We start from the raw sequence: 22,126 nt of genomic DNA, 5'->3' as shown, positions 1-22,126 counted from the left end.
ACAGGTTTTAAGCGACCACCTCGGGTGGGTCGGACAGGCCGAGCGTGTTCAGGAGGACCGCGACCATGCCGGCGGCCGTGGTGGTGCCCTCGGCGAGCAGATTCACCACCGCGCCCTGGCCGTTGCCGCGGACGATCACCGCCCCGCGCACCACGCCGTTGGCATTTGGGTCGAAGCGCACTGTCACCGACGTGGCGTCCCCCGGCGCGATCACCAACGGCAGGGCCGGCAACCCCGGCAGCGAGAATCGGTTGCTGCCAGCAACATCAAGCTGCACGGTGTCGATGGTCAGCGGCGCACTTCCGAGATTCCGGATCTCCAGCGGCAGGTCTCCCGGCGCCCCGGTCCGTACCAGACCGAACTCCAGGAACGCCCGCACACTCAGCCGCGGCCGCCCGGCGGCGATCCCGAACCCCGTCGCCCGCAAGGTGATCGCACTGTGCTCGGGATCATCGGAACGCACGATCAACTGCGTCCCCCGATCCCCCGCCGCGCCCGGCGTGAACGAGACTTCCACCGCCCGATGCTCACCACTCGCGAGCGCCAATGGGAAGTTCAGCGGCCCGGCAGGCACCGCCTGTACTGCGAAATCGCCGGCCACACCGAAGATCTCGGTCACGGTCACCCCGGCGCTCCCGATGCTGTGCAGGACGATCCGTCGCCGGGTCGTCGTCGCGACCTGCTGTTCGCCAAACCCCAGATCAGCCTCGACCAGGAGACTCGGCCCGGCCGGTACTTCGAACTCCCACGCACTACGCCCATACGTGCCGACCCGAATCACCTGCGGCCGGACCGCGGGATCGACCGTGTTGTCGAGTTCCAGCGCCTGGCACGACACGTTCGGAAGGTTCGGCCCCACTCGCTCCCAGACTGACGCGGCACCAAGGCGCAGTACGCCGATGTCCGACGCAACCAGCAACCTCGACGGCCCGCCGGTCACCCGCTCCCAGCCGAGTCCCATCACCGGAATGTCCGGCAGGTTCCCCAGCGGCGCGTTGAACACCCCGCCGACCTCATGCCACGGCGCGACCCCGCCAACGGTGATTCCACCGGCCGTAGTCAGAAACACATGCCGCGTACGCCGCTCCGTCGCAGTCTCGCTGTACCCCGCGACCACCACGGCCACCGTCGTACCGGCCGCAACGGCTGGATCCGAACGGATAGCAGCGATCGGTCCCCGGGCACCGATGTTGTTGACGTAGTTGTTCGCCGCCCCCAGGAAGGAGTTCCCGGCGTTGTTGCTGAAGCGCACGGTCCCCGCCCTGAACGGCACCTGGCTCCCGGCTATGCCGACCCAGAGCTGATTGGCCGCCGGCGCATGCAGCGCGGAGATCGGGTCGGTGAAGGTGGCCACGTTGACGAAGGTGATGCCACCGTTCGTACTGCGGAACAGCTGGTTGTCGAACGAGACGAAGACCGTCGTGGAGACCGCCCCGGCCACCGGCACCAAGGCGACCCGCTGCCGGTTCGTACCCCCGAGAGGCAACCCGCGACCGATCGTCTGCCCACTTGCTCGCGGCACCGCCCCCGACACCCCGTTTCCGGCGACCCCGACCAGCTCGAAGCTGTTCGCGTCCAGCACCCGGATCGCCTGCCCTACAACGTTTGCGGCGAGGTTGCCTGTCACCCCGGTAACTGTCACGTTGTCCCCGGACACGAAGCCATGACCTTGCGCGGTGACCACGATCGGCGTCGTGTTCTCCGCCCGGAACACCGGAACCGTGCCGGCCACCGCGGGCCCTCGAAGCCGACCCGTTCCGACCACGTACGCAGGCTGAGCCGAACCGTCCGAGCCGTTGAGCGATAGCCGGGTCGGCGAGATCACGGTCACCGTCCAGCTCGGAGTCGCCACCGAGTTGTTGGCGGCGACATTTCCGGCGACGCCGTCGATCCGCACCTTCTGCCCGGTCGCGCAGCCGTGCGGGACGGCCGTCTCGATCTCGATCGGCGCCGCGAGCGTCGCAGCGGTGATGTTCAGCTCGGTCAGGTACCGGTCGCCTGCCGCCTGTGGGCCGGCGCCGAACGCCGCCACCACGGTCCCGTTCTTCCCGTTGAGGGTGAACTCGCGCGGGTTCAGCACGGTGACCACGTTGCCGCCGTTGGCGATCCCACCGCCACCGGTGACGTTGGAGATGAACACACCATCGCCCGTACGGAACGTATGCCCCGAAGTGACCACCCGGACCGGATTCTCGTTGTGGATCGAGATGATCTGGTGCCTGGCCGGGATCGGGAAACCGCTGTCGATGAAGGTCCGCCCACCGTTGGTCGACCGGATGAAGCGGCCGCCGTCGAAGCCGTAGACGATGTCGGGGTTGAACGAGTCCACCGCGACATCCCCGCCGTCACCGTCGATACCGGCCGTCCACGCGCCGATCGCATCGCCTCGCCGGTGCCCCGCCGTACCGGTGTCCTGCATGCCGGCGAAGACGACTTCGTTGGTACCGACGCCGCGGCCGATGTCCATCCCGCGCAGCAGTGAGGTCGCGATGCCTTCGTTCAGCTGATCGAAGGTCATCGTGCCGCCGATCCCGTTGACCGGGCCGACGCTGCCGGTCCGGTTGATCCCGCCGTCCGTGCCCAGGTACACCGGCGTGGGCGAGACCGGCGCGACGCCGGACCAATCCCACCGGGTCGGGGGCGCGAAGGTGAGTTCGTGGTGGTCCCAGTGCGCGAGCGTCGTACTCGGCGAGCTGCCGAAGCCGGCGATCGCATCCATCCCGCCACGGGTGGCCGGCGTCACCGCCGGGAAGGTGCCGCCGCTGTCGATCGACCGCCACAGTTGCTGGAACCCCGCGTAGACGACCTGCGGATGCTGAGGATCGACCCCGAGCGTCAGGTTGTAGACGATGTTCGCCACACCGTCGGCAGCGGCGCGCGCGTTCAACGCCGGGCGCGGCGCCCAGGTCGCGCCGAAGTCGTCGCTGCGGAACAGCCCGACGAAGGTGCTGGAGCCGATGAACTCGTTGTCCTGCACGGATGCGTACAAGGTTCGGGTCCGCGGCAGGAGCGACTGGGCGAACACGACCCGGCCGAATCCCAGTCCAGCGGGCACGCCGCCGCCATGCGCGAGCAGATTGTCGGACTGCATCAGCTCGCCGGTCGAGGTGATCGTCAGCCGGAACAGCCCGCGATCGGGGTTGGTCGACGTGGTGCGGAAGGTCCGGCCGCCGCTGGCGAAGTACACCGTGTTGAACGCGTCCGCCGGTCCGACGACAGTCGCGCCCACTCCCCCGTACGCCGCGTTCATCGTGATGCCCGCGATCCGGAAGTGATCGTTGTCGACCCGGATCGCCCGGCCGGAGTTGTTGGGCGCATTGATCCCCGGCAACCCCAGAACGGTGACCAGGTCGCCGTCGAAGCCATGACCCACGACGGTGACGTTGATCCCTCCCCCGCCGTTCGCCGCAGCGGTGATCGGCACGGCAGGCGCGTGCTGCGGTCCGTCGACGATGCCGGTCGCGGCGACATACGCGCCGTTGCCACGAGAACCGACCAAGGAGAAGGTGTTCGGCGTGAGCACGCGGATCGACCAGGACCGGTTGGCCGCGGTGTTGCCCTGTACGCCGCTGACGGCCACGATGTCGCCGGTGATGAAGCCGTGCGCGGCCGCCGTGATCACGATCGGGTTGGGCGCAGCCGGATTGGTCGCGCCCGTCACTGGCTTTGTCGACGGGTGGGACGGACCCCAGGCGAACCCGCTGGTCGCACCCCCGCCGGCGCCATGCGAAGTCCGCAGAGTGAACTTGTCGGCGTCGACCCGGTCGATCAGCCAACTGCCGTTGGCTTGCTGGTTCGGCCCGACCCCACCGAGGATCACCCGATCGCCGGTGGCGAACCCGTGCCGCAGCGCCGTCACCTCGATCGGATCGGCATTGCTCGCCCCGGTCACCCGGGTGGTTCGGTACCAGCCCTGGTCGACCTCCAAGGCGGAGATCACGCCGAGTCGGATCGGCCGGCCGTCGTCGTACGCCGGATGGTTGGCCCCGAAGTTCCGGCCACCATCGGCCGAGTAGTACAGCCCGGCCTGCGACGCGACCAGCAGCGTGCCACCGGTCGGGCAGACCATCCGGATGATGCCCCGGTCGCTCAGGAACGGTGGCTGCCGCGCGTCGAAGAGCGTCGCGCCGGCTCCGCCGTACGCCGCGTTCATGGTGGCACCGGGGATCCGCAGAGTGTTGGCGTCGATTCGGGTCGAGTCGCCTTCGCCGACCGCTCCGACCACCCCCGGAAGCCCGACGGCGGCGACGCGATCTCCGGTTGAGTAGCCGTGACCCGCGATGGTCACCCGGACCCCGCCGCCGTTGTTGACCGCGGCGGTGATCGCCTGCGGCGGCCGGCCCGCCGGCGAGGTGAGTCGCGACCAGCTGACCCCGCCGTCGACCGACTTGAACAGTCCGGCGGACTTCGGCAGGCCGCCGGCGCCTTCGAACAGGTTGCCCGTACCGACGTACAAGATGTCCGGGTCGACCGGGTCCAAGGCGATGGCACCGATGGCCATCGCCGCCAAGTGGTCGGTGAGCGGCGACCAGCTCACGCCGTCGTCGCGCGACTTCCACACCCCGCCGTTGCCGGTGGCGATGTAGATGACCTTGTCGGGGCCCGGTCGCGGATCGATCGCGATGTCGACGACCTCGCCGCTGTCCGGGCCGGTACCGAGGAAGATCTGCTCGTTCCCGATCAGCAGCGGCGCCGGGCCGACCTGTTTCCACCGGCCCGGTCCGGAGTAGCTCAACGCGCCGACGTCGCGGACCGCATACCGCCAGCGCCGGTTGTCGATGCGGCCACGCCGGTCGGACTGCAGCGCTTGCAGGGCTTCCGGTTTGCGTTCGGACTCGCCCTCGTTGGCGTCGTTCTCGAACCGTGGCTCGCTCACGATTCCTCCTCGGGGGTGAGCTTGAGCCAGCCCTCCTGTCCCTCGGACGGGTCCGGCGGGATCCGCGCGTCCGCGGTCGAGTTGATGATCGGGTCCTCGGCCCAGGTGGTGGCATCGGCCCGGTGGTTCCAGGTCCAGGTACCGCGGATGTCGGCGGCGATCGGCATCCGGATCAGTTTCGGATCGACCAGTACCGGGCCGAACCGGAACACCGGTGCCAGCCGGGACAGGCCGGGCGAGACCCAGGACCGCCGCATGCCGATCTCCTTGCGGGGCAGGAAACCGGTGGTCGCGTGGACGACGCTGTGCGGCTCCATCAGCAACGTGAGCCAGACGTCTTGCTGCGGTTGCACCCACAGCACCCCGCTCGTGTCGACGTACGGATGGTCGACCGGGGTCGACCCCGGTTGGGCGATGACGCCGAGGTCGGTGGCGAAGTCGGTGTAGTAGTCCGACGTACTGGAGGCCTGGCCGTTGAAGCCCTGGTGTGGCCCGACCGGCCGGGCGAAGTCGGCGGCGGCCGGGTCGGAGACGTGCAGGGTGCGGTAGTCGTCTCCGACGAAGTACCCGAGCAGGCCGTCCTGCCAATGCGCGAGCGCACCGACGCGGACCGGAACGCGGATGCCACTGACCAGCCCCGGCGCGACCGGCTCGTCGACCTCGACCCGGACCAGCGCCCGGAGTACGGCGATCGGATGGCCGACCAGCAAGGCGAGATGCTCCTCGCCGATGTGCCCGAACGGATCGACCGACCACAGCGACGAGTCGACGATCCGCAGCAGTGACGAGAGGGCCGTATCCACCGCCGGGGCATCCGGCGTCGCGTCGACCACGCCCCAGTCGAGCAGTCCCTGAGCGATCCCGGCGAGATGGCGGTTGCGGATGGTGCCGGCCGGTGCGGAGCCGAGGTTGGTCGGCTGGCCGGGCGAGTCCTCCCAGACGATCCCGGCCCCCACTCCGGCACCTGCCTCGACGTCGAGCCGCCCGCCGTCGAAGCGGACCGCGCCGAGGCCGACCCCGTCGGTCGCGTGGAACTGGAGGTCGCCGTCGAGGTGGTTGGGCAGTACGAACCCACAGACCGGACTGGTCGCGTCGTTCGCCTCCACCGCATCGTCAGTAGCCGAGACGAACCGGAACCACAACCGGCTCGGTGCGGTGAACCGAGGCGCCAACTCGACCAGATCCGGCCGATCCGCGACGGTCAACGGCTCGGTCCGCATGATCAGCTCGGGTTTCGCCGGCTCGGTGGCACTGGAGCCGGCCAGGTCGAGGACCTGGCCGAAGCAGTCGACCAGCCGGAGTCGCTTGACCTTCAGGAACCCCGACCGCAGCGGCCAGAAGTCAGCGGGCACGACCCCGTCAGCAGGCTTCGCGACGCCGTCCGCAACGAAGCCGGCCCGCAGGATCGAGTTGAACCGGTCCATCGCACCGACCAGGACGTCCATCTTCTCCAGCTCGTCGGCGATGTGATCCAGGTCCGCTTCGTCGGCGGCCCGTTGCGTCTGCAGCGAGACCATCGAGCTGATCTGGCTCACCATCTCCATGCCCGCCTGTGAATGGAACGCATGCGTCGTCTTCGGGGTCAGCGAGATCGAACCGGCACTCTGTTGCGCCTGTTCCAGCACATCGCGGACGGTCGCCGCGGCCACCTGCGCCGCGCCACCGCCCAGCAGAGCACGGCCGCTCAGCGTTCGTACGCCGGCCTGGTACGCGTCCGGCAGGCTGTCCGGCACCGCGTCGAAGTCGATCTCCTCCAACTGCCAGCCGGCGAACTCGGGCGAGCTGTAGAGCTCAACCTCCCAGTCCAAATGGAGCGGAACCCACGGGATCTTCGGCAGCGCCACGGCCATTGCCGCAGGCAACGTTCCGGCGAATCCGCTCAGCGAGAGCAGCGGCGCGATGTCCCGCCGATCGTCCCGCGCGACCTGCCAGACGGTCTGCTCGACGGCGAACACCTCGGCCGCCTGAGTCAGCGCCGCCGCATCGAACCTGGCATCTCCGCCGAACCGGGACTGCACGGCCACCGGTGCGCTGCCGGGGTCGAGCAGCGCCAACTCGCGAACCAGATCGTCGCATTCGACCGGTACGCCGCCATGGTCGACGGTCCGATCGAGAAGGTCCTCCCCACGGACCGCCGAGCCCGGCAGGTTGACCAGCCGCCGCGGCGAGAGGCCGGTCACGGTGTGGCCGCTGAGCCTGCAGACCAGCTTCTGCGTCTCGGCGTACATGCCGTCGAATCCGTGCTTGAACGCCCGGCCGCCGCCCTCGATCAAGAACACCGGGTCAGCTGGAACGAAGAACCGCGGCAGCGCTCGCTTGGCGTCGATGGTCTGCGTCACCGGCTCGGCGTTGGGCGCCGACGGGACCTTGACCGTGACCTCCTCGACGGCCTTGATCGCCTGCAGCACCTTGTCCATCGAGCCGATCCCGAGCTTGGGCGACCCATGGGCGATCGGAGTCGCCGACGTATTGGCGACCAGCACACCGTCGAAATGCGTCTTGCTCAGCAACGTACCGGCCTTGCGACCGCCGGCCGATCTGCCGCGGAAGACGCCGGGATCGGTCTTGGAAGGATCCGGTACCACCGAACTGGGCTGTACCGACGCGGTCTGCGAGACCGGCTCGGTCACCACACCACCAGGCAGCCCGGCGAACCCGCTCGCGTGCAGCCGGCTGTCGATCCGGGCGGCGCTGTCGGGCATGTCCAGTTCGTCCGTACCACCGAGCAGCACTGCCTCGAGGATGCGAGCCTCATCGGCGTTCCCCTGGTTGGCCGCAAGCCGCGCAGCCAGCGCTTCGGTCAGTGTGTTCCCGATGGTGACGGTGACCGCACCGGCGTCGGGTGGCCCGCCGACCACGCCACCGAGCAGGCCTTCCGGAGCGACCGGCAAGCCTGCGTCAGGCCAGCCGAGCCCGACCACCGCGCCGTGGTAGAGCGTGAGTTGCGGCCACGACACCGCCTGCGCCAACCACTTGCCCAGCGCCGGAATCCCGATGTTGGTCAGCTGGGTCGACGTCTCGCCGAACGCACCGTCGGCCACGATCTTCTTGCCGACCGCCGGGTCGGTCTGCACCGCGAACCGACTCTCCCGCGCGACCAGCCCGACGGTGCCGGCCGCCTTGGCGCGATTCTGCGCGTAGACGAAGGCCGTCTCGATGTCGGCCGGGTTGACCTCCCAGCCAAGGCCGGTCAGCCGCGTCTCGAACTGGGTCGGCGAGCTCAGGTTCTCCCCGATCGGATCGTCGACCATCCGGCTGTGCCAGCCACACACCAGATAGGCCAGCGGTCCCCGGACGTCGCCTTGCTTTCCGAGACCGCCGAGCTGGCTGAGGTCGTCGTAGAAACCGAGTCGGCCTTCGACGTTGTCGAAGTACGCCGACCAAGCGGTATCGCCATGTCCGAGCGCCGTCAGCGGTTCCTGGCCGGGCACCGTGGTGGACTCCGGATCGACCGGCTCGGTCCACTCGTCGAGCGGTATGACGGTCGGCGTCTCGTCACCGGCTTCGATCACCCAACCGCTGACGGCACGCCGCGTCCCTTCCTTGCCCGACGACAGCCGGACCACCAGCCAGCGGTCCGGTACGGCGGTAAACGCGACGTCGCCGCTGGCCGCAGTACCGCTGCCTCGGGTGAGCGCATCCGGCAAGGCCCAGTGCAGGTAGACGCCTGGCTTCCGCGGCTCGCGTTCCGCGAACGGCTCGGCCAGCAGCTCGTACGCGAGTCTGTCGCTCCCGGTCTCCGGCACCTCCATCGCGACCTTGGCCCAGGTCCCTTCCTCCTTGCGGACCACCAGCGCGTCGAGCTGGATCGGCACCAGCACGCGTGGGGTGCGCGGCAGCCTCGGGTTCCAGCTGGCGATCATGCCCGGCGTCATCCCGTGCGCCAGCGACAGCGAGATCAGCTTGGGATCGATGGCCATCACAGCACCCCCAGGACCGTCTTCACGCTGCTCAGCACGAGCGGCTGCTGCACGGTGAAGGTGACGTTCACGAACTCCAGGTTGTGGCTCGGGATGCCGGTGTCGGCGAAGTCCTCGGTACCTTCGAAGTGCTGCCGCCACGGCGGGTCGAGCACCGAGATGGCGAACGACCCCGAGCCCTCCTGGACCACCGAAGTCGGGTTGGCGGCATGCGCGTCGATCAACGCCTCGCGTAGCGCGGCGACCCGGATCACGTCCGAGTGCCGCTTCCTGGTCGGCACCGTCACCTGGACGGCCCGCCCGTTCTTCACGATCTGCTGACCGTGCCCGTCCCGCAACGGCACCTTGAGCTGCGACCCGACGTGCCGCACCCCGAACTGCACGCCGTGGTGTGGCTCTTCGAGGATCACCATCTTCGGCTCGGTCTCGAACAGCGCGATCATCAGCGACGGCGCCAGCAGCTCGAGCCGGAGTAGCTTCAGCTGGTGTCCGCCAGCGTTGGCCGAGGACGTCTCGAACGGCTCGGCGATGGTCACGTCATAGCCGCGGACGTCCATGTGCGGCCACTGCTTGACCGCGCTCGACCGGAGCAGGAAACCGGTGATCAGCTTGGCCTCTCGCTGGTCGGCATCGCTGACAGCCTTGGCGGCGTAGAAGTCCTTGCCCCGCTGGAGATTGCGGACCATCCGCTCGCTCTGGTCCAGCAGTTGGTGCAGAGCGCTTCCGCGCGCTTGGTAGTGCGCCTCCTCGCGCGACCCGATCTGGCCGACCGCGAGCCCACCGTCGACCAGCCGGTCGGTCCAGGAGCGGTCGACGTAGAAGAACCGGATCGACTCCGGCGGCAGCATCCGGTCGTCGGGGATCAGGTACTCGAACGGCACGCCGACCAGCAGCCGGAGATGAGCCAGGAACGACTCCATGTACGGCGGCAGGTCGCCGTCGGGCTGCAGGACCGACGTCTGGGCCGGATCCTTGAGCCGGGTGAACAACGCCTCGCGGGCGGTGGTGGCCGGAAGTCTCATCGATTGCCTCCAGGCTCCTGCAGATTGGCGAACGCCCGCTGCCGCAACTCGGCCAGCGCGGCCATTCCCACCTGATCGGACAGCACTTGATCGAGGTTGGTGGTCGGTACTGCCCTGCCGCCGTCGACGAGGACCGACTGGGTGAGCGCGACATCGGCGCCGAGCAGCCGGACGGCGTCGTCGACCGATCTCAGCGCGAACGCCTTCGCCACTCGTTCCGGTTGCAGCAACGGACTGGCCAGCAACGCGTCGACCCCGAACGGGTCGGTCGGCGGCGCGATGCCCTTGGTCACCTTCTCCAGTACGTCGACCGAGTACCGCAAGGCGACCGGGTCCAACGGGTTCTCGATCAGGTTGAGCCGCATCGCCACCTGCAGCAGATTGATCGCGGACTGCCGCGCACTCGATCGGAACGACCCGCGGCGCCAGCGCATCAGCTCCTGAGCGAGCCGGGCATCGGCCGCGGCCAGCAGGCGACCGACTTCGAAGGCAGCGGCGTACGAGATGTTCTCCGCGCCGGTCTCGGCGACGACCCGGCGGGCCTGGTCGGAGCTGTGGTACGGACCGAGCGCGTCGCGCGTGAGCGGCTGCGCCACCAGCGGGCCGCGGTACCAGCTCTGCTCGGGCGCTCCGAGCCGGTCGGTGACGTCGATCTTGATGTGGCCGGTGTCGGTGACCTCGAGTTTGGTGGCCGGCTCGACGTCGCCGATCATGCCGACGTCCAGACCCTGCATCAACTGGCGGAAGGTGCCATCGCCTTCACAGGTGAACGTCCAGCTGTGCAGGAGTACCAACTGCGCCTTGGGATACAGAACCACGTTGATGGTGGCATTGATGTTGGCAGTGACATTGGCCGTGGCGGTGAAATTGGTGGTGGCGGCGAAATTGGTCGTGGCGGCGGCGCCCGCGGTGCCGGCGAAGGTGTTGCCGACCACCAGGTCCTGGGCGGGGAACTTCGCGAACTTGTCGGCCTCCGACGCGATCACGCTGGTGCCGAGTGAGCTCTTGCTCAAGGCCACTGTTTCGGAGATGTCGGCGATGGCGGCGTTCTGGAAGATGTCGGAGCCGGTGTCGGCGTAGTCGGTGACCGGGAGCAGGTCGGTCCGCTCCTCGACCGAGACCAGGCAACACACATAGTCCGCGCCCGACCGCGGCACCCGGTTGCTCATCACGACGGCGAAGTAGCCGTCCGAATCGCCCGCCGCCAGCTCGCGATCGTCGACGTTGACCTGACGCACGTGGGTGAGCAGTTGCAGCTCCTCGGGCATCGGCAGGATCTCTTTGAGGAACTGCTGATCGGCCTCGACCGCATCGCAGCGAATACCGCTGGGCTGCCCGAGCCGGACGAACACGTCGTGCGGCACCACGTCGGTCAGCGCGAGATTGCGCCGGATCGTGCACTCCGACTGCTCGAACATCACCAGCGCCAGGAACGGGTACGGCGTTTCGTCGGCACCCGCCGTGTAGGCGTCTCCGAGCGGTCGCTCCCAGGGCAGCGTGCGACGGCCGAGGGCGACATGCGGAAGCGCCGAGTCGAACGGGCCGTGACCGTTGCGAGGCGGGAAGACCCCCGCGACCTCATTGGGCGCGAGGGCGAACCGCGGGCCCTCGACGTCGAAGAAGAAGTCCTGGCCCGGCAGCGGTTGCCCGGCACCGTCGATGGCGACCTCGGTCCCCACCCGCATCCGGTACTCGCCGGCCGTCAGTGGCGGCCGGATGAAGTCGTAGAGGATCATCTCGCCGACGCGTGGATCAACCATTGCTCAACCTCACAGAGACGCTCCCGTCCACGGTCAGTTGCTCGGCGCCGACCACCTCGGTCAAGGTCGAGCCGTTGAGGGTCGTCGCCCAGTTGGCCGCCGTCCCGGCGCCACCGACGATTCCGGACAAGACGATCGGTTGCGTCGCGCCCGGCGGGGTGAGCAGGCCGACGGTGACCGAGATCCGGTCGGGGTCGCCGGCGTCGGAGGGGCGGCGGCGTACGTCGTACAGGAAAAGGGTTCGGGTGCCTGCGGTGACCTGGATCGGCGGGCCGGCGACCCGGACCTGCTCGGTGTTGAGGATCACCGATTCGGGGCCGAGCCGGGTGGCGTCGGGGTTGTCGATCAGTACGCCGATCACGGTGACGAACGGTCCGAAGTCGGTCTGGACGACCTCTTGCGCCAGCAACGCCCGCGAGACCGTGATCATCCCGGTCGCGGCCGCGTGCCCACGGATGGTGGCGCCGATCGGCTTGGACAACGAGACCACGGATCCCCTGGCCAGCAAGGTGGTTGGCCCCACCTGGACCAACTCCGAGCCGAGCTGCCATCCGAGGACCGGCAGCGCGCCGGAGGTAGCCACGTTGGCCGTGATCGCGCTGGCTTGAGTAGCTGCTTCGGCCAGGTTCTTGAGTAGGTTGTCGGGGAGGCGGCCGAGGGCGGTGACGGCGACCATTGCGCAGTCATCGGCCAGCTTGAGCTGGAGCTTGCCGGTCGCTTCGCGATCGACGATGACGGTGCCGGCCGTGCTCAGCTCGGTGATGCGGACAGCGGAATCACCGGCGATGTCCAGGTACCAGTCCAGCGCTCGCGGTACCTCCCACACCTGCGTCGATCCGGCGCGGACGGTCACGCCATCCTTGCGTACCTGCTCGGCGAGTTCCGCCATCGACGCCGCGACCGTGCGGCCGGTCGGCGCGCCGAGGTCAGGCGTACGCAGGGTGCGGGCGGACCGAGCGGCGCGGGTCGGTTGCGGGGTACCGGAGAGGGACTTGGTGAGCAGCGCGAAGCCCGGTGCATCGAACGAGGTGATCAGGTCGTTGCGAACATCGACCACCGGTAGCTCGGCCGCGCTGAAACCCTTGCGCGGAATGGTGCTTCGGGCAACGGTCTGCTGGCCGGCAATGACTGCTTGCCGTTGCACCATCGACCGCAACCGCGGCTTCTCCAGGAAGACCGGATTCACCTCGCCTACCCGGATCGGCGGCGGTGCGACGCCGGCGCCCTGGTCTTCCAACGTGAATCCCTCGGACAGCGCCGACAGCGTCGGTGGCGCGGATCGCCTGGTGACCAGTGCATTCAGCGCCACCGGCCCGTAGCCGTTCTGCCTCAGGCCGCTGTCTTTGCGAAGGTCTTGGAACTCAACAGCACCGCCTGCGGCTACAGATCCGACGATCGTGCCCAGGCCGGTCAGCAGCGTCCCCGTGCTCACTCCGTTGGCGACCTGTGCCAACTCCAGCCAGGCGGCGCCGGCCTGGAGTACCGCCGTGATGTGTCCCGGATCCCTTCGGGCGAAGGGCAGCGGCCGGAAGTTGCTGGCATCGACCAGCTTGCCGATCGGAATGACGTCGCTCGGGTTGTGCAGGCCCGCGACCCCCTCCACGATGATCCCGGTCAACGCAGGCAGCGTGTTCGACGCGGCGGGCGGCTTCAGGTCCGGGAAGTAGTGGTACGTCGCTTCCGAGAACTGCCCGATGATCGGTGTCAGCCGGAACAGCTGCTCGTCGATCTCCAGCGACTCGTCGGCCGGGTTCTGGCTGCGCGGAATGAGGTCGACGAAGTTCGACGAGTTCTCCGGCTTCTTCGCCAGCACGACCCGGTGCAAGGCGGTGATCTTGTCGGAGCTCTTGTACATCGGGGCCAGGTCGAAGTCGTAGGTCGCGGCCAGATCGGCGTACCGGCCGAAGATGACGGTCGACATCTGGCTCTCGGCGACGTCGTTGTTCAGTTGCAGGGCGAAGCCACGAGCGGCCATCCGGGTCTCGGTCCGGAACGACCACTCGGCCGCAAGGCGCCACGGCTGTTCCGCAGTACCGGGTGCGACCGCCGCGCCGGCCGGCTCCGCGGGCAGCAACCCGGTCGACACCTGTGCGCTGACCGACGCACTGTTCGGATCGCCGGAACGTACATAGGTATTGACGAATTCGTCCCAGTGCTTGGCCGGCGGCAGCGCCTGGGCGTCGTCGCCGAACGGCACGGTCACCGACGTGACGCCGAGATCGGCGGTCACCGTGCCATGGAACGGCGGACCTTCCAGGTGCAGCTTGGCGCCGACGGAGACGCTGATCTCGATCGTGCAGCAGGCGAAGAAGCAGATCCGGATCCGCAACCGGGCGCCGACCGAGATCCCGACGTCGACGATGTAGTGGAACGGATCCCACGAGATCAGGATGTCCGTGTACGCGCTGAACCAGACCTGGATCCAGTCCGGGCCGTAGGTGGCTTCCATCCGGACGCCGGTCATCACGGCCGTGTTGGTCAATGCGAAGTACGACTCGCCCTTGATGTGTACGACGCCGAGGAAGTCCCAGCGGAAGCCGACCCGCGGCACGACCGGGTACTCCGGCAGCGGTTTGAAGGAGGGGTGGTAGCCGCCGACCGTGAGCAGGAACTGCGACTTGCGGAACCACATGAAGAACGCGAAACCGCCGGTCAGCTGGCAGTCCGGGGTGATCAGCCAGGAGTTGTCGGTGAGCTGGGCCTGGACCGAGAACAGCCCTTCCGAGGTGGAGAAGCGAGCCTTGAGTGCGAGCTCGATGCTGACGATGGCGAACTCGTCGGACGGCAGTGCCATCCGGGCGACACCGATCAGGCCGATGTCCACGCCGGAGTCCAGTGCCACGTAGAGCACGGCGGTGATGTTGACGAGTTCGAACGACGTACCGCGGATGCCCGCTGCCAGCCACAGCGCGCCACGGGCGGGCGGCGTCTGCTGGCGGAACTCGAACAGCGCCTGCATCGGGTTGTTGGCCAGCGCCTCGGGCCGGTCGAGTGCCTTGACCAGCATGAAGTTCGGGATCTGGTTCATGTCCTCCGGCACGATCAGCCGGCGGTTGTAGCCCAGGCCGATGGCGATGCCGGTCAGGTTGATCAGCGGCGTCAGGCCGATCGGTACGAACACGCCGCCGTAGATCGCGAACGACGTGTACTCGTCGGCGCCGCTGCCGACCACGCTGTACGAGCCGATCACGACCGCGCCGATGGTGCCGATCTTGATCAGCAGCATCCCGTCGTACTCGATCGGCGGGCCGTCGAACTTGACCAGTCCGCCGGCGATCGAGATGGCCGGGCCGCTGTAGCCGATGGCCAGCCCCTTCAGATCCAGCGACCACTGGGTCGGGTCGGTCACGTGGGCATACGGAATGGTAACGGTGAGGTCGTCGACCTCGGCGCTGAGCCCGGCGATCGTGACGCCGCCGTCGATCGCGAGCGAGATCGCCGTGTTGGTGACGCCGAGACCGATCTCGGCGATGAAGATCGGGCCGAAGCCGGCATGGATCGGGATCCAGAAGATGCCGGCCTGCCCGCCGACCAGGACCCGGAGCGGGCCGCCGGTGTTCTCCGGGTGGTCCCAGTACCAGATGTCGAGGTCGGCGCTCGGGTTGACCGACTGGCTGTCACCGCTGGTACCACCGGACGACAGCAGGTTGGAGGCGACCGGGTTGGAGCCGCCGCCGGCGTCGAGCGCGGCACCGATGGGCAGGCCGAAGCCGCCGAGTTCGAGGCCCGCGCCGCCGTGCAGGATCTGGAAGCCCGCGGCCGTTTCGAGGTCGAGGAAGAGCAGCGCACGGACGGATCCCAATCGGAGGAAGCTTTCCGCCACCAGCGCCGAGCCGTCGCCCTTGGCCAGCCCGATCCCCACCCCATGGAGGCGCAAGCCGAAGTTGAAGTCGACCGAGTCGCCGCCGATGTCGAGCAGGAGGATCTCGAGCCCTTCTGCCGCGGCTGCTCCCCAGGCCGAAGGTGCGCCGAAGAGGATCTGCAGCTCGAGCTCGCCCAGACCGATGGCCTGGTAGCCGGTCAAACCGAGGCCGACTCGGCCGGAGTGGGCAACCAGGCTGAGGTTCAGCGTTCCGATCGGCAGGTCCAACTGGCCGGCCGCGCCCGCGACGAAACCGGCGAGCATCTCGAAGACGTTGGGCAGCGTCTCGACCACTTCACCGCCGGTGAGGATGCCGGCATCGGTCAACGCGGCTTCGAGAGTGGGACCGTCGGTCCACAGTTTGCGGGTCAGTACGTCGTGCAGTGCGCTCACCGCGACCCGGATCACGAGCGGCAGGGCGGCGCCGACCAGGATCGTCTCGGCGGCAGACGGGCTTGCCGTCACCGCGAACTCCGGTGCCACCTCGACCACCAGCGGACCGTCGGCGCTTCCGCTGCTGAGCGGCAAGAACCGTACCCGGAAGCTCAGTGGCGGGCCGCTGTCGACGTCGATCGCCAGCCGGGGCACGACGGTGACGCCGAGATCGCTGAGGTCGAGGCCGATGGAGCTGCCGACGTTCACGCCGGTGTCGTCGACGAGCACGTTCGCGGACAGCGTCAGCGGCGCGTCGGTCGGTACGAGGTCGACGAGCGCGACTGCGACCGTCGGACCGTTGTCGCTCCATCCCGCACTGATCTGGATCTTGCCGCTGCCGGCCGCCAAGTCGTGAGTCCAGCGGACCAGGCCGTTGATGCTCTGCAGCGAGAGAGCCGGGATCAGGTTGAGCACGTCGGCGACGGCGGCTGCGATCCCAGCCCGGCGGGTGGCGTCGATGCTGGTGAACCAGGTGCCGTCGAGCATCGCGGTGAATTCGGCGGTGTGCGCGGAGAAGTGACCCACCGCGTCGTACACGCCGAGGTGCGTGGCCGCTTGCAGGGTGTGGACGAGCAAGGGGTCGCGTGGCTCGGGGAAGGTGGTCAGCGCTTGGTCGAGGACGGCAGGGAGCAAGGCACCTGCCGCGCCACGGAGAGCACCCAGCCCGCTGAAGGTCGGCAGCAAGGTGATCGGGGTGACGCCTTGCGGGGTGACCACCAGCGTCACGCCATCGGGGCCGACGCCGAACGTGATGGCGACGTGTGGCCAGGATCCGCTCAGCGGCGTACTGATCGTGACCGCGCCGCCTGGTGCGACATGGCGGGTGGCGTCGATGTCGAGGGTGAGGGCGACGGCCAGCACGCCGCCGATCGGTGTCGTCGTGCCGATTGCGATTCGGGCGGACTGCGGAGCCGCGCCTGGTCCTGCCGTGACGGCTAGGTCGGCCGGTAGTTGGAGGCCGAGGCCGGTGGGCAGACCGATGGCGCTGTTCAAGGTGGTGAGCAAACCCGAGAGCTTGGCCGGGTCGAGGCCGCCGTCGAGTGCGCCGAGAGCACCGGCCAGGAACTCACCTGGCGTTTGGAGCAACTCCAGTAGCTGGCCGATCTTCAAGCCGGGCACGAGTTCGGCGAGGACATTGCCGAGGACTCCACTCACCAGTATCTGCGGCAGCGCAGCGTCGAGCTTGGCGGCGAGATCGCCGATCGACGGCGTGGGGAAGAGGGGCAGGTCGGTGACGAACGGGGCTGCGTCGAGCCGGATCGTTCCGTCGACGGTCCGGTAGGTCAGCGCCACCGGGCCGACATGAACGACCAGTTCGGCGGTGGGTTGGAACGCGGGCAACAGGAGGTCGATGTCGGCGCTGACGCTGATCAGTGGTAGTTCGACGACACCTAGGGCAATACCGGTCTCGATGCCGGTACGCCACGTGCCATCGGCTTGTCGGCGGACGAACAATGCGTACGGCGAACCTGGTGGCGCCCAGACGTACGCCAACTCCTGCGTACTGACCGGGGTGAACGAGAGGTCGGCGACCAGCCCTGCCCAGCCGTCTGGCCGGGCCAATGCTGCCGGGATTCGCGCTCGGAGGTAGCCGACGGGGTCAGTACGTAGCGCCGCGAAGCCGTCGCCGGACAGGCCGGTGATTCCCTGCGCGTCTGTACTGACCAGGTCGAGTGCGCTGAGTGCGGCCGCGAGGTTGGAGACCGGGAGACTCGCACTGTCCGTGCTCGCCAGCGCGGCGTCGAAGGCCGCGCCGATCAGGCTGGCTGCGCGCGGATCGGCGAGGTCTGCGGTCGGTACCGTCACCCCACGCCAGGCGGCCTGATCCAACGTCGCGTCCAGGGTGGCTTGGATGCCGGCGCCGGATCCGGTCGCTGTCAGGCCGATCAGTACCCGGCGGACGCGGCCGTCCACGGCACTCGGTCCTGCTTGGCCGACGATCCAGCCGCCGCTGCGGAACAGGTCCAGCTCGACCCGGAGCAACTGTGCCGGTCGTGGCGCGGCCGGAGGTGCGTCGCCGAGCGGGATCTGGCCGAGGCCGAATCGCACTCGCGCCTCGGCCTGCGGCGAACCGGCGGGCGGGTTGCCGATCGACATCGGCATGGCCATTCCATACGCGAGATGGCTCGGGGCCGGCCTCGCCTGGCCGCTGAGCTGTTGGAGGTACGCGCTCAGGCCGGTCTGCAAGAAGGTGAAGACGTCGTCGGAGCAGACGCCGGCGATTGTCATCACCGGGACGTCGCCCAGGTCGTACGGCGCGGCCAGGGTGAAGGAGGACGCGGGATACGGATCGGGCGTCGCCAGCGCACCGGGCGCGATCGGTGGCTCGTAGCCCTCCAGGCCCTGTTTCAGATGGTCGAGCGCGTCGCGCAGAGGTGACGCCTGGAGTCCGGCCCGAACGCTCGTGGCCAGGCGGATCGCATCGCCGATACTCGGGTCGTCGAGGAAGGCGAGTGGGGTGCCGAGGTGCGGCGTACCGATGGTGATCACGCCTTGCGCCCTGGTCGGGTGGTCGGCGGCGAAGCGTCGCGCGGCGAGGCCGGCGTACGAGTGCGCGACCACGATCACCGGTCCGGGGTGGAGAACCGCAAGCCGGTCGGCGATGTGAGCGATCTGATCGGCGAGGTACGTGACATCGCCTCGGCGGTCGTCGGCCAGGTCCGCTGTGTAGTAGTCGGCGACCGCGGTCACGCTGTCCAGCGCGATCGTGCGCGGGTCGATGCCGGCCGTGCGGAGATCGAAGTGCGCGCTGGGATTGGTGGGGCCTTGTAGGGCGGGCGCTGCCAGCAGGTCGGCCCAGCTGCCGGCGTTGCCGAAGGCCGGTCCGATCAGCAGAACCGTTCGGGGGCCGGCGCCGTGGAGGGTCTCGATCTGGTTCAGGATGGCGGCGATCGCGTCCGGGTGCCGCGGGAGTTCGAGGTGGGCGGCGTCGACCTCGGCGCCTTGGATCCAGCCGAAGATGTCCGGGTTCTGCGCGTCCCTTGGTACTACCCCGTCGCCCGCGTTGAGCTGCACCTGCAGCGATCGGAGTTGCGCGGCGATGTCTCGTGCGGTCAGGCCTTTGACCAGGGAGTTGATCGCCGGATCGAACCAGGCGAGCTGGACGAAGACCTCAGCCAGGCCGGCCAGGTCGGTCGCCGCGTCGACGCGGTTGCGCATGCCGGTCAGCCAGTCGATCGGCGGACCGGCTGGTTCGAGCCAGAGCTCCAGATCCGGGCCGATGTCGTCGCCGTCGGCATCCTTGGTCCCGCCCGGCCACGGCACTCGCCACGGGTCGCCGAAGGTTCCGCCACCGATCAGGAAAGACGGCAACTGGGGATCGAGGTCCGTCGACAGTCCTCCGACCAGCTCGTCGAAGGCGTCGGTGCCCAGCGATGCGAGGTACTGCAACAGCAGGGCGGCGCTGAGCTCGCCATCGGCGCCGACGTGGGTCAGCAACCGGCCGAGCCAGCTGCGGACGGCACCCAGCGGGTCCTGGAAGAGCAGACCGGGCTGGGCCGGATCGACCAAGCTCGGGATATCGGCATCGAGGCCAGGCAGCCGATGGTGGAGTCCTAGTAGTGCAGTCGCCAGGTCTGCCTGCGGGCCGGCGAGCCCGGCGAGCATCGAGAGCAGCAGACGGAGGAGATTCTCCAGACTGGTCACCGTGAGGCCGAGCGCCGCGGCCGTCGCCGGCAGGTTGGTCAGATGGAACGGCGCTGCAGGCGGAAGGTGTACGTCGGCGAGCGTGATGGTCTCGCCGTCCGCGGTCAGGGTCAGGCCGTGCGCGTGAATGTCCCAGCCGAAGGGCTGTCCCGGCTGCCAGCCCGCGGCCAGCGTGAGGTCGTCGAGGCTGATCGCGATCGGGCCGGCCGCGGCGTCCAGGGCGGGACTGAGTACCAGCGACAACCGCTGGGCGCCGATGAACGAGACGCTTGCGGAACCGGTGGCCGGGAGGTCGAAGGCCAGTACTTCGCTGGTCAACGCGAGCGTCGAGCCGGCCGGCTCAGCGGCCAGCCGCAGTCCGATCCGCAGTTGCTCGGTGGTCGGTGTGTCCGGATGGGGTTGGTGCCAGGCCGCCAGCTGGAGGGTGGCGCCGTCCGCGATCGCGATCTCGACGGTCCATGGCTGTTGGACCGTGCCTGATCCGGCGACGGCGTCGGGGAGGCCGATCACCTGGGCGATCTCGCGCAGGATGAGGTTCCAGCGATCGGCATCACCGAGCACGGCCCGGTGGTAGGTCTCGATCGCTCGAGCGGGATCGACGACCAGCTTGGCCAGGTCGAGTTGGTGCGGCCACGCGGGGACCGGGTTGCCGGGGTTCGCTGGATCCTCGGGCGGTACGAGGCCTGCGATTGCTGCTAGCCGGCGACCGATGTCGGTGCCCAGGGCCGCGTTGATGGCGGCTACGACGGCGTTGGCGGCGGCCGCTTCCACGCTGTCTACGTTCGTCAGGTCCAGTACGGGGTACGGCGTACCGGCTAGCTGGCTGTCGAGGAGCTGCAGGACTGGTTTGAGGGTCGAGCCGTCCCAGCCGATACCGGCCTCGACGGTGCCGACGCGGACCTGGGGGTCGTCGACGAGAGGTGTGTCCGAGGCGCCGGTCAGCCGTAGCAATGCTCGCGCTTCGGGGAGTACGCGCGCGTGGCCGGTGCCTGACAGCGGTACGTCGGCGATCACGCAACTGGCGTCGGCGCTGACCGTCGGACCGGCGTCGGCACTCACTTCGACGCCGAATCCGAACCGGGCGAAGCCGTCGGCGGCCGGGTCACCGGAGCGGGCGAGCGTCGCGTACAGCTCGCCGAGGCCGGCGAGTTCGAGCAGGCTGACGCGCCACGGGTCGACCAGCGTGCCGCTGCCGGAGAAGGCTGACGTCGTGCCGAGAAGGCCGGCGAGATGCTCGAGCCACTCGCCCGCGGGCAGGGCTGCCAGCCAGTTCTGTACTGCCGCCGGGCCGTCGGCCAACTCGGCGAAGGGGAACGCCGGAATGCCTTCGCCGTCGGCCAACCCGAACAGGCCGAGGAGATGGTCCGCCAGCATGGTCAGCGTCGGGTCCGGGCCGACCTCGGCGAGCACGACCTTCAGCAGAGCGGCGAGGAGATCCGGCGCCTCCCGGCCGAGTTCGTCGACGTCGAGCACCTTGTCGATCGGCGGTTCGCCGTTGAGGCTGAGCCCTTCGAGGACGACCTCGAGGCCGAAACTCGGATTGTTCGGGTCCGGCACGATGCTGCACCGGGCGACGATGGCGGCGAGCCCGATCGGTTGGGCCGGCGGGCTGAAGGCGGTCTCGATCCGGACCTCGGCCGTGATCGGGTGCGCGGCGGTACCGATCACCAGATCGAGGGTCGAGCCGCCCGACAGGATGTCCGCCTGGATCCGCAGGCGGCCGGGTACTGGTGAGGTACTGCTGTGGAACTCGCCGCCGACACCGAGGAGCAGGCTCGACCCGGTGTCGTTCAGCGTCAGGTAGAGGTTGCCGCTGGGAAGGTCGCCGAGCAGTGGGTGCCATTTCTCTGCGGCCGGGCGACCGGGTTGCTGGACCGGTACCAACGCCAGGTCGCAGAACCGGCCGAGCGCGGCCCGCTGGTCGGCGTTCCGGACGATCCCCTGCAGCCGGGTCAGCGGCGCCGAGAACCACCCGATGTCGAGCTCACCACCGGCATCCACGAGCCCGATCGCCTGCGCCAACAACCCGAGCTCATCAGACCCCCCGAGATCGAAGCTCATCCCGCCTCCCCCTCCGGTACTTCCGTTCGGCGCCCGCGATGGTGCTGCTCGGCCAGCTCCCGCACCGATACCTCAGGCTCAGCCGCGAACAGGAACCTCTCCGGCCCGATCTCCACAGAAGCCGGCGCCAGCCCATGACTGTCCGCATGACTCACCAACAGCCGGACGAGCGCAGCCCAGACGACATCGCGGAACAACGTCCCCCACCGGGCCGCGACCGCCGGATGCCCCAGCGCACCTTCGTCGGTAGCGGCAACCAGCGACGCCGGATCCTCACGGCCCCCGAACACGAACCGCACGATCAGCGGCGCAACCCCGAACTCCGCCGACTGCGTATCGACAGCAACCACCAGCGTGTTCTCCAGCGCCCGCAGTTGCAGCTTCCCCACATGCAGCACAATCTGCGACCCACGATCACTCCAGACCACCGCGGACGCCCCGACATTGCGCGGCCCCGTCAGCGCGCTCTGCAGCGCGGCTGTCACCACATCCACGCGCAGCTCATCACGCCACGCGTCGGCCCCCGCCCCGAAATCACCACTCAT

Annotated in this window: 6 protein-coding genes; all 6 read right to left on the bottom strand. The window is 68.8% G+C overall.

Annotated elements, in window-relative coordinates; genetic code table 11:
- Positions 1 to 7 precede the first annotated feature (7 nt).
- The 6 genes from AB0M15_RS30175 to AB0M15_RS30150 are packed head-to-tail and all read right to left on the bottom strand — an operon-like array spanning position 8 to position 22,126.
- Positions 8 to 4,876: a choice-of-anchor D domain-containing protein gene (locus tag AB0M15_RS30175; protein WP_363825215.1), complete on the bottom strand. Its 4,869-nt coding sequence runs from the start codon at positions 4,874 to 4,876 to the stop codon at positions 8 to 10.
- Positions 4,873 to 8,796 (bottom strand): hypothetical protein, encoded by a 3,924-nt coding sequence (locus AB0M15_RS30170; RefSeq protein WP_363825212.1) that lies wholly within the window; start codon positions 8,794 to 8,796, stop codon positions 4,873 to 4,875. The genes AB0M15_RS30175 and AB0M15_RS30170 overlap by 4 nt, the downstream gene beginning before the upstream one ends.
- A complete protein-coding gene (locus tag AB0M15_RS30165) occupies positions 8,796 to 9,818 on the bottom strand; it encodes a hypothetical protein (protein ID WP_363825209.1) in 1,023 nt (340 codons plus the stop codon). Before AB0M15_RS30165 ends, AB0M15_RS30170 begins: the two co-directional genes overlap by 1 nt.
- Positions 9,815 to 11,578, bottom strand: coding sequence for a hypothetical protein (locus AB0M15_RS30160; protein ID WP_363825206.1), 1,764 nt, complete (start codon positions 11,576 to 11,578; stop codon positions 9,815 to 9,817). Before AB0M15_RS30160 ends, AB0M15_RS30165 begins: the two co-directional genes overlap by 4 nt.
- Positions 11,571 to 21,581: an alpha/beta hydrolase gene (locus AB0M15_RS30155; RefSeq protein ID WP_363825203.1), complete on the bottom strand. Its 10,011-nt coding sequence runs from the start codon at positions 21,579 to 21,581 to the stop codon at positions 11,571 to 11,573. Before AB0M15_RS30155 ends, AB0M15_RS30160 begins: the two co-directional genes overlap by 8 nt.
- Positions 21,578 to 22,126, bottom strand: a complete 549-nt coding sequence (locus AB0M15_RS30150) for a hypothetical protein (RefSeq protein ID WP_363825200.1) — start codon at positions 22,124 to 22,126, stop codon at positions 21,578 to 21,580. Before AB0M15_RS30150 ends, AB0M15_RS30155 begins: the two co-directional genes overlap by 4 nt.

It is taken from the genome of Kribbella sp. NPDC051718 (genome assembly GCF_040681515.1).
In the GTDB taxonomy this organism is placed as follows: Bacteria; Actinomycetota; Actinomycetes; order Propionibacteriales; family Kribbellaceae; genus Kribbella.
Note: the sequence above shows the minus strand (reverse complement) of the source record. Positions and strands in the feature narration are given on the sequence as shown.

Excerpts from the sequence above, each read along its gene's own strand:
- AB0M15_RS30165 (WP_363825209.1), bottom strand. The coding sequence starts at position 9,818 with ATGAGACTTCCGGCCACCACCGCCCGCGAGGCGTTGTTCACCCGGCTC.
- AB0M15_RS30150 (WP_363825200.1), bottom strand. The coding sequence starts at position 22,126 with ATGAGTGGTGATTTCGGGGCGGGGGCCGACGCGTGGCGTGATGAGCTG.
- AB0M15_RS30155 (WP_363825203.1), bottom strand. The coding sequence starts at position 21,581 with ATGAGCTTCGATCTCGGGGGGTCTGATGAGCTCGGGTTGTTGGCGCAG.
- AB0M15_RS30160 (WP_363825206.1), bottom strand. The coding sequence starts at position 11,578 with ATGGTTGATCCACGCGTCGGCGAGATGATCCTCTACGACTTCATCCGG.
- AB0M15_RS30170 (WP_363825212.1), bottom strand. The coding sequence starts at position 8,796 with ATGGCCATCGATCCCAAGCTGATCTCGCTGTCGCTGGCGCACGGGATG.